We start from the raw sequence: 8,731 nt of genomic DNA, 5'->3' as shown, positions 1-8,731 counted from the left end.
AATTGCTGCAATGAATCAATTTAAACCTGGTTATGCTTCTGGATAATTTAACTTATTTACTACTTACTTATTCCGGAAAGTGACAGAAGAGGGATTACCTGTAACTCTAAAGTTTGGGTATCATTGTGTACTTCAATTCGGCTATCATCTGTGACAGCTTTGGCTTGTAAAAATTTGCGTTTTGTCCTACCCAACCAAGGGCGTTTTTGCCGCACCTTGAGGCATAAGTGCGTTAGTCCTCCCTCTTTGAGGTCTGCTTTTTCTGGCATCACCTCAAATTCAAGGCTAGAAATTTGGGGTTTGGAGTTTGGGATTGGCTCGTTTCCATTCTCTGACTGCCTGAGAAGACGGATTTTAGATTTAATTGAATCTACAATCACAAATATTAAATTTAAGGTCTTTTTTTCCTTCTCTACATAACTAACTTCAACACTTGCTTCCTGACGGAGATTACTTTGATTATCAAATTGAAGCGTATATTCCGCAGAATCAGCATTTCTATCACGCCACACATTTAGTTTCTCTGGTATTTTTTGGCGTAAAGGAATACATTCAAAATTTATAAATCCTTCAGGTAAAACAGTTAAATAGCCTTGGACATGAACCAAAGGCGCTTCTGGCTGATTTGCTTCAATAGTAAAGGCGTAGCGATCGCTCCTAATTGAGCAACCCCCGCAAATGCTCACGAGTACAGTTCTACTGACAGGGTTGTTTAGGTAATTTATTTTTTCTTTGAAAACCCTTGCTTACCTAGCCAAAAAAAGCTATCTCTGAATGCAAGTTGGTATCATTGTGCAAAACTACCCTAATCTGGTAGCGATCGAGTTACGATCTTGTCACACCCCTTTTTTGATTTGAGAAGTCCTATTCCAGAATTTTCTGGTTAAAATAGTATATCTGTTCTACTCAAACTCCGACACCAACACTCCTTAAAACCATATATTAAGAGGCATTAGAGGCAGGAATGGCTATCAACACCGATACTTCTGGCAAGCAAAAAGCACTGACTATGGTGCTAAACCAGATTGAGCGCAGCTTTGGTAAAGGAGCAATCATGCGCTTGGGCGATGCTACCCGGATGCGGGTGGAAACAATTTCCAGTGGAGCGCTTACCCTAGATTTAGCATTGGGTGGTGGTTTACCCAAGGGGCGGGTAATTGAAATTTATGGGCCGGAAAGTTCTGGTAAAACTACAGTAGCGCTACACGCGCTCGCCGAAGTGCAAAGAAATGGCGGTATTGCTGCCTTCGTTGATGCTGAACACGCCCTAGACCCTACTTATGCTGCTGCATTGGGTGTAGATATTGACAATTTGTTGATTTCCCAACCTGACACTGGCGAATCAGCTTTAGAAATTGTCGATCAACTTGTTCGCTCTGCTGCGGTTGATATTGTAGTCATTGACTCAGTAGCAGCGCTGGTTCCACGTGCTGAAATTGAAGGCGATATGGGTGATGCTCACGTTGGTCTACAAGCGCGGTTAATGAGCCAAGCTCTACGTAAAATTACTGGCAATATTGGTAAATCTGGTTGTACAGTAATTTTCATCAACCAGTTGCGACAAAAAATTGGTGTTACTTACGGTAGCCCAGAAACGACTACTGGCGGTAACGCATTGAAGTTTTACGCTTCGGTGCGCTTGGATATTCGCCGAATTCAAACCTTGAAAAAAGGTACTGATGAATTTGGTAATCGCGTTAAAGTCAAAGTCGCCAAAAATAAAGTAGCGCCGCCTTTCAGAATAGCGGAATTCGACATTATTTTTGGTAAAGGTATTTCTACCTTGGGTTGTCTTGTTGACTTAGCAGAAGAAACTGGCATCATTGTCCGCAAAGGAGCTTGGTATAGTTACAACGGCGATAATATCTCTCAAGGACGAGACAACGCCATTAAGTATCTAGAAGAAAAGCCTGAATTTGCTGAAGAAATTAAGAAACTGGTGCGTGAAAAGTTAGATAAAGGCGCTGTTGTTTCTGCTAACTCCGTAGCTAAAGCCAGTGACGAAGATGAAGAGGAAGAAGTTGATTTAGAGCCAGAAGAGTAAGAAATGTGGATTTATTGATCTACAATTGTTAATAGATGGTGCGTTATCAAGACAGCTAACGCACCTTATTTTTTCCAAAAATCGAGATTTTGGCATTGTTAAATACAAGCCAAAATCCAGATATTGAATAGATTTGGACTAATCTACGCATCCTAGTTGGTATTTGAGTGTGCGATCGCAGCTCATACTGTACTAGAGTCATTGCCTCCTAAAAAATTGCCTTCCCTGCTTCTAGTAGGGAAGGAGCAAAAAATACTGGATCGGAGTTTCAGCTTGAAGTTGACACTAATGACCAGCTATATGGTAATATTTCATAGCATTATGCTAAAAAACTTTGCCTAGAATCAAAGAGTAGCCAACCCATGAGTTTAGCTGTAATTAAGTTCTCTTCAGAAGAGTGCGGCATCTGCCACAAAATGTCTTTTTATGACAAAAAGGTGGCTGAAGAACTGGGTTTAGAATTTATTGATGTAAAAATGCAAGATACAACTGCTTACCGCAAGTATCGCAAAATTTTATTGACTCAATATCCCGATAAATCAGAAATGGGATGGCCTACTTACATACTCTGCAATTCTCCAGAAGGGGAGTTTCAGATTGTTGGTGAAGTAAAAGGAGGCCATCCCAAAGGGGAGTTTAGAAGCCGCCTCCAAGAGGTTCTAAATTCCACAGCTAATCAGAACTAATTACCTCAAAAGATTTGACCTCTAAGGCAGGGCCTATCATGGCAGTTGTCATGATATCTTCACGCACCTGCCCTTTAACTTTTGCTTTTTGTCCGGCTTTGAGTAAGTCTTTGTCAGCCCCTCTGAGGATTTCGTAAGTAACGCCCTCTTCTGTAACTAACGCCCATGCGCCTGTACCAATATCACGACGTTCGACTGTACCTGTAAGTGTAATGCTCATAACAGTGCTGAGTGCTGAGTGCTGAGTGTTGAGTGTTGAGTAAGGGGAGTAGGGAATTGGGAGTTAGGAGTCATAAAAATTGATTCTCCATGCGCTATGCCCCATTCCCTATTCCCCATTTATGCTATTTTTTCTTCGTTTTTCAATGCTAAACGAACAAGTCCATAACAGACTAAGGCATTAGCAATGAGGAAGAGACGTGCTAAGTTACCACTTCCCAATCCCCAAACTGTCGGCTCGAAAAACGCACTTGTAGTTAAGCACGCTGCGACACCTAAAGTTGAACCAATGGCAAACCATTTCCAACTAGGATGTCCCAGTAGCAATGCCATTAACGCAATGGGAATCAGTACGCTAGCAAATAGGGGATTTAATGCATCAGTTCCCTGAAGAGTATTGCCTAATTCGGGAATTGAACTGCCCAAAACCCGGAAAGGCCATTGGGGAAGATCAAAAATATAGATTCCTTTGAGGAAGAATAACCCAGAACTACCAGCAATTAGTCCACTGGATAAAGACCAACTCCAAGTGAAGGGGAAGTAAACGCGTAAAAACCAAGCCAGTAGATAGGAACCAACTACCATTAAAATCTTGGGTAACAGTGCTACCGCACCACCATCAATCCAAAAGCCGGGATTAAGATAGCCGCTATCCCGTAACCACCGAAAGAAATCTGGAAAACTGATTTGTCCGCTAAAGGCTAGTTTGACTGCTGCTTCAGCATTGAGTTGTCCAGCGCCATAATAGTTCAAACCATCATCCTGAATAACTCGTGCGGACTGCTTGAGGACTTTTAAGATTTCATCTGGTTCTTTGATGCCAGCAGCTTTGATTAATGCCGCAACACCAGCAACGTGGGGAGAAGCCATGCTTGTACCCTGGAAGCCCAGAAATACCCCTTCGCCTTTTTCGTCGATGGTTTCTTGGAGAATCTTGCCAGCTTCACTACCACCAGGAGCAGATATATCTACCCCTGCACCAAAGTTAGAATAGGGCGCTCTTTCGCCATCTGGGCCAATTGCCGAAACGCCGATGACGTGGGGATAGCGGGCTGGATAGCTAGCTCCATTGGCGTTTTCATTCCCGGCTGCGGCAATAATAACAACACCTTTTCTATGAGCATACTCGATCGCTTGTTTCATCAACTGGCTTTCACCGCCACCACCCAAGCTCATATTAATCACATCTGCGCCTTTATCAGCAGCAAATTTAATCGCTTCGGCAATATCGGCAACGGTACCACCGCCATAAGAACTGAGTACCTTCAGCGGCATCAGACTGGCTTCGTAGGCAATTCCAGCGACGCCGTATTTGTTATTTGTGGCTTGAGCAATAGTTCCGGCAACATGGGTACCGTGGCCGTTATCGTCTGTGGCTTCTTCTCGGTCGTTAACAAAATCATAGCCCTTGACGAATTTTGTCTCATACAAGTCGCGAACCTTGGTAATCCCGGTGTCTATCACTGCGACTGTGATGCCACTGCCTTTGGTTTGACTCCATGCGCCTTCAATACCGATTTTGTGCAAGTTCCACTGCTTGCTGTAATATTGGTCATTAGGACCAGTTAATGAAGGACTTGCTTCTTCATCTTCTTGGGGTGTTAAAAATTCACCTAGCCAAGCGGTTTTACCTGGTTGGGGAATCTTGTTGTAGATATAGTTTGGTTCAATGAATTCTGTCGCTTGGGCAAACTGAGATTTTTTCAGTTCTTGAAGCCGTTGGCGATCGCCTTTGATAATATACACATTATCTTTTTTGGAAAACTTGTTGTCTAATTGGGGTGTAACGTTGTATTGTTTGGCGATCGCTTGCAAATCCTGTTCCACTACAAGTGATGGAATATCTTCCCGAAAATCAAGCAAAATCGTCTCAAACTCTCCTTTAGCTGCCAATCCCTGAAAATTCAGGAACCCAAATATGGCAGATCCTAGCCCAATGACAAACAAGCACAATAATATAAGCTTTCTCATATTAACTCATCACCGCTTTTTGCCAGTTTGCTCACTACCATAACTTATCTGCATCCATTGTTGGTGGATTATTGCACTTTTAGTTACAAGTTTCACTCAGGACTCAGGATTTTTTAACGATGGAACGTGGTCTTTTGTGGTTGCCTTTATTAGTAATGTTTTTCTGGTTGGCTTGGCAAGGCTCGAAAGAGTATCAAAAAGTCGAAGCCTATCGCTCCTGGGCAGAGCAATTTGAACGAGCCAAGTACGATATTTATGCTGTATTAGGTCAAAAAGGCAACAATATAACTTGGGGAAAACCTACGCCTCAAGGGCCGATTAAACTAGAAACATTCTCTTTGCTTGATATTAAAAAAATCCAGCTTTTAGTAGATGACAAATCAGTAGATGTAAATAATATACCGGAAAAAGGTCGTTCTATAGAATTAGAATTTCTATTTTCCGACTCTACTGGCTCAGTGCGCGTTCCGTTTACAGAAATCCCTTTGGCAGCAGAATGGGGTAAGTTTTTGCAGGGGGCGTTAGAAAGTTTGCGATCGCAACCACAGCAGTAGTTAGATTAAAACTATAAGCTCCAAATAATACGGCTATTTCTGCTCAAAAAGTGAGATAGCTAGTGGTGATATGATTCATGGGCAGCGACGTTTTTATTGGAAAGATGTTTTTTGGAATGGCTTTTACTTGACTACCATTTATTAAACATCTCCATAAATTAAATATAAGTTATCCAAAACTCTTATAGAGACGTAGCACTGATACGTCTCTACATTCTTTTTCACTCTTATATTGCGCCTCTATGGGTGTGCTTTATCTAATTGAAAGCCGCCTTAAAACTCGATTCAAGTTTGGACTACACTTCCACTCAGTTGACCCGACGCAGCTATGCTTGAATGATGAAGTCAGAGGTAGTAAGAATGGGCGCACCAGTAAGTTGTGCGAATGAACCACCAGTGCCAAAACCAGCAGCGCTACCATTTTGATTGTATAATAGCTGCCCAGTCATCGAGTCGTAAACAATCACAGCATTGCTAAGTGCCCCTAAACTGCTGATTTGAAAATCGCTGGCGTTACTAAAACCCGTTCCCGCAACAGAAGTAATAGCAGTAAAGGTAGTCTTATCGAGGACAATCTTATCACCTTGAGAGCGATTGAAGTCAGCGATAGTATCAATACCCACAACAGCGCTATTAAAGGCAGCATTAGTGTCGTAGAGGAAAGAATCAGCACCTGCACCACCCACAAGAGTATCATTGCCTTGTCCACCAATTAGAAGATCGTTGCCAGTACCACCCCGCAGTAGGTCGTCACCACCGCTGCCGTTGATCGTATCGTTACCCCCTTGACCATTAATCACATCGTTGGAACTATAAAAACCGCTGATGTTATTGTTCAAATCATTGAGGAAGGTGACAGTGTTTGCTGTAGAAATATACGTTGCAGTGGAGTTGGCATTAATCACATCAAAGCTTTTGGTAACACTCGTTTCTCCGTCAAATATGATATTGCCGATGGCAGGTCTTGTTGTCGATGCAGCTAAGTTGTCTAGGTTTTCTAACTTAAAGTTTTGTAGACTGACTTTGGTATTAGCTACATTACCAAAGGTGACTTCTAAATTGCTGCCATTTTGAGTCAATTGCAGATTTCTCGCAGTCAACTCAGTCCCAATAAATTGCAAGGTGTCTATCTTGGCAAGCACCGTAGCCGGAGGGTTTGAGCCAATACCTACACCGCCAAAGTTGGTGATGCTGTAGTTACCATCACCTCGTTGGATAGTAAAGGTATCATTGCTGTCAGTGCCATTGAGAACTTGAATTTCCGGGACAGGAGCGGGTTTGACTGTGCCACTAATGGCAAAGTTAAAGGGGCTTTCATCAATATCATTGTTGTTTAAAATGAGGCTGCCACTATAAGTGCCGGCTGTAGTAGGCTTGAGTGCTACAGATATGGTGGTAGAAGCATTAACAGCCACACTCGTTGGAAGAGTTCCAACCAAACTAAATCCGTCTGGAAGTTTAAGACTACTCAGCTTGAGTGCGCCTGTACCAGTGTTCTTGATAGTAAAGGTTTTGGTCAAGGCGTCACCAACAGTCGTTTCACCAAAGTTCATGGCGGTGGTGTTGCCATCTGTAACGTCAACAGTGCCATTGAGAACTTGAATTTCTGGGGTAGTAACTGTGCCACTAATGGCAAAGTCAAAGGTGCTTTCATTAATATCGTTGTTGTTTAAACTGAGGCTGCCACTATAGATGCCGGGTGTAGTGGGGTTGAGTGCCACCACTATATTGGTGGAAGCATTGACAGCCAGGCTCGTTGGAAGAGTTCCGACCAAACTAAAGCCGTCGGGAAGTTTAAGATTACTCAGGTTAAGTACAGCTATACCGGTGTTCTTGATGGTAAAGGTTTTGCTTAAGGGTTCACCAACAAGGGTCTCGCCAAAGTTAATAGCGGTGTTGCCATCAATAATATTAACTGTGCCATTGAGAACTTGAATTTCTGGGGTTTTGGTAGGGTTGCGGGGAGCTTCGTATGCACCAATGTCAATGACTGTACTGCCATTCCCATCACCATCCTGAGGAGTCTTTTTAGTGATGCTATTAAAGGCATTAGAACCACCATCGATCGCAACACTTCCAGGTTTGAGTGCAAAATTCCCATTGTCTGCATCAACAAATTGAGGATCTTGACCCAAAAGATTCTGTAACTCTGTAGCGTTTAAATTATCTGAAGCTTGGAAGAGGTTCGAGTTATAAACAAGATTGCGATCGAAGGTGACATTTGTGTCATACTTAATTCTGTTAGCATATTGATTGTCGTTTGCATATAAAATGTTGTTGTAGACACGTACATTTTCCGAGTAAGTAACACCAATTTCTCCAGAATCTGGAAGGACTTGGGCATTTTTGTAAGCTGTGTTATTGATCACATCAACATTGTTAGCTTTGAAAACACTAATGCCTGCACCTCCATTGTTGTAAGTGATGTTATTTGCAATTAATGCCTTACCTGTATAAGCCACATTATCTTTGCTGATATCGGTAGTATCAAGCATGATCCCATGTCCCTCAGTGATTTTGTCAGTGCCTCCATTTTTCCACGGAATTAAACTTTGGTTATCGTAGACAATGTTGTCTCGAAAAATCATTCTGTAGTCAGTGGTATTGTTATCAAAATTAAAACTGTTGAGAGAGGTTATTCCCTGATTGCCGTGAGGCGAATACCAAGCGTTTCCAGACACAATATTTTTCTCAGCAGTTATATAGTCTGAATTACTGAATGCTATACCTCCACCTGGAAAGTTACGGATTGTGTTACCAGTAATGACAATATGATGAGGATTAGTACCACCTACACCATCAGCGTTTATCCATGCATTAACAGCAATACCATTACTATTGGTCAAGGGGTTATTCAGGTTATCCTTCTCTTGTAAGGCATATTCGAGAGTGATGTTTTCTCGATTGCCTTTTATATCAAGTCCTTCAATCCGCACGTAGGATGAACTGAATATATTAATGCCACTTCCCGTTGTTGTGATCTTAGGTGTTGCCCCTGGATAAGCTTTTATTGTTGTCCAGTTATCTGGTGAGCCATTCAAGTTAAAAAGTGTAATCCCTTTCATTTGATAATTTCCATTCATCACGTAAAGGGTGTCGCCTGCTTTCATCTCATACACGGCTCTACCTAAGCTGAGAAATGCAGATTCTTCGTTTAAGCCATTATTTTTATCACTGCCTGTTGCCGAAACGTAGTATGTTGTGCCAGCCATTTGTTTACTCCAAATATGTGTAAGGGAAATTGGTAGTACAATTTC

Annotated in this window: 7 protein-coding genes; 3 read left to right on the top strand and 4 right to left on the bottom strand. The window is 42.1% G+C overall.

Going from position 1 to position 8,731, the window contains the following annotated elements; genetic code table 11:
- Positions 1-59: 59 nt before the first annotated feature.
- A complete protein-coding gene (locus V7K45_RS15720) occupies positions 60-686 on the bottom strand; it encodes a hypothetical protein (RefSeq protein WP_335004919.1) in 627 nt (208 codons plus the stop codon).
- A 278-nt stretch (positions 687-964) separates the two neighbouring features.
- Between V7K45_RS15720 and recA the strand changes: the two genes are divergently transcribed.
- Together recA and V7K45_RS15710 are read left to right on the top strand one after the other, a co-directional pair.
- Positions 965-2,044 (top strand): recombinase RecA, encoded by a 1,080-nt coding sequence (gene recA / locus V7K45_RS15715; RefSeq protein WP_292865143.1) that lies wholly within the window; start codon positions 965-967, stop codon positions 2,042-2,044.
- A gap of 362 nt (positions 2,045-2,406) precedes the next feature.
- A complete protein-coding gene (locus tag V7K45_RS15710; RefSeq protein ID WP_099103723.1) occupies positions 2,407-2,730 on the top strand; it encodes a thioredoxin family protein in 324 nt (107 codons plus the stop codon).
- On the opposite strand, the gene V7K45_RS15705 is transcribed toward V7K45_RS15710, so the two are convergent.
- The gene (locus tag V7K45_RS15705) at positions 2,717-2,950 is read right to left on the bottom strand and encodes a hypothetical protein (protein ID WP_289796246.1); all 234 of its coding nucleotides are present in this window, start codon (positions 2,948-2,950) and stop codon (positions 2,717-2,719) included. The genes V7K45_RS15710 and V7K45_RS15705 overlap by 14 nt on opposite strands.
- 119 nt (positions 2,951-3,069) lie before the next feature.
- Positions 3,070-4,920, bottom strand: a complete 1,851-nt coding sequence (locus V7K45_RS15700) for a S8 family peptidase (RefSeq protein ID WP_335004916.1) — start codon at positions 4,918-4,920, stop codon at positions 3,070-3,072.
- 119 nt (positions 4,921-5,039) lie between these two features.
- Here V7K45_RS15700 and V7K45_RS15695 point away from each other — a divergent pair, with 119 nt between their 5' ends.
- Complete coding sequence (locus V7K45_RS15695) at positions 5,040-5,474, top strand: hypothetical protein (protein WP_335004914.1); 435 nt, start codon at positions 5,040-5,042, stop codon at positions 5,472-5,474.
- Positions 5,475-5,800: 326 nt separating this feature from the next.
- Here the strand turns inward: V7K45_RS15695 and V7K45_RS15690 are convergent, their stop codons facing one another.
- On the bottom strand, positions 5,801-8,686 hold the full coding sequence (locus V7K45_RS15690; RefSeq protein ID WP_335004912.1) for a choice-of-anchor D domain-containing protein: 2,886 nt from the start codon (positions 8,684-8,686) through the stop codon (positions 5,801-5,803).
- Positions 8,687-8,731: the final 45 nt, after the last annotated feature.

It is taken from the genome of Nostoc sp. (assembly GCF_036917375.1).
Classification (GTDB): domain Bacteria; phylum Cyanobacteriota; class Cyanobacteriia; order Cyanobacteriales; family Nostocaceae; genus Nostoc.
This window is presented reverse-complemented; position numbering and strand designations above follow the sequence as displayed.

Excerpts from the sequence above, each read along its gene's own strand:
- recA (WP_292865143.1), top strand. The coding sequence starts at position 965 with ATGGCTATCAACACCGATACTTCTGGCAAGCAAAAAGCACTGACTATG.
- V7K45_RS15710 (WP_099103723.1), top strand. The coding sequence starts at position 2,407 with ATGAGTTTAGCTGTAATTAAGTTCTCTTCAGAAGAGTGCGGCATCTGC.
- V7K45_RS15705 (WP_289796246.1), bottom strand. The coding sequence starts at position 2,950 with ATGAGCATTACACTTACAGGTACAGTCGAACGTCGTGATATTGGTACA.
- V7K45_RS15700 (WP_335004916.1), bottom strand. The coding sequence starts at position 4,920 with ATGAGAAAGCTTATATTATTGTGCTTGTTTGTCATTGGGCTAGGATCT.
- V7K45_RS15695 (WP_335004914.1), top strand. The coding sequence starts at position 5,040 with ATGGAACGTGGTCTTTTGTGGTTGCCTTTATTAGTAATGTTTTTCTGG.
- V7K45_RS15690 (WP_335004912.1), bottom strand. The coding sequence starts at position 8,686 with ATGGCTGGCACAACATACTACGTTTCGGCAACAGGCAGTGATAAAAAT.